The sequence below is a fragment of the Bifidobacterium pullorum subsp. saeculare genome, from assembly GCF_016899725.1.
Taxonomy (GTDB): Bacteria; Actinomycetota; Actinomycetes; order Actinomycetales; family Bifidobacteriaceae; genus Bifidobacterium; species Bifidobacterium pullorum_C.
Map to the genome: position 1 here is coordinate 1 of NZ_JACLYU010000284.1, position 430 is coordinate 430.

The window sequence follows — 430 nt, forward strand, 5'->3', positions numbered from 1 at the left end:
ATTCTTGAACAGTGCAGGCTCACCCGTTGTGACTGTTTCAAACGGCGGATCTGTCTCTGGAGGACAATATAGTTTCAGCACGGGTTCACTGGCAGGGACTGGAAGCGGAGGTTCAGTCATCTTTACAGCCGCCGGTGCAACAGTGCAACACGTCGATGTCATGCAATTGACGGGCGTATCAGGGTCTGGTGTATCATCTGTCTATACATATGACAACAGGTTCGGTTTGAGCACTTCGAGCCCATGGGGAACATTATCTATAGCGGGCACATCTACACAACGAATGCCTCTCTTCGTCGTCTCGACTTCTTCGCCGACCTCAACCTCGACTGCTTTCATCATCGATGCGAATGGTAACGTCGGCTTGAGTACGAACGCTCCGAACGCTCGTCTCGCTATCAATGCCGTGCCGACTGACACAAATGAATTC

General features: G+C 51.4%; 1 protein-coding gene. It reads right to left on the bottom strand.

Annotation, left to right across the window (positions count from 1 at the left end; genetic code table 11):
- Window positions 1-201 precede the first annotated feature (201 nt).
- Window positions 202-430: hypothetical protein (locus H7U32_RS10555; RefSeq protein ID WP_204469961.1), on the bottom strand; the 229-nt coding region annotated here is incomplete at its 5' end.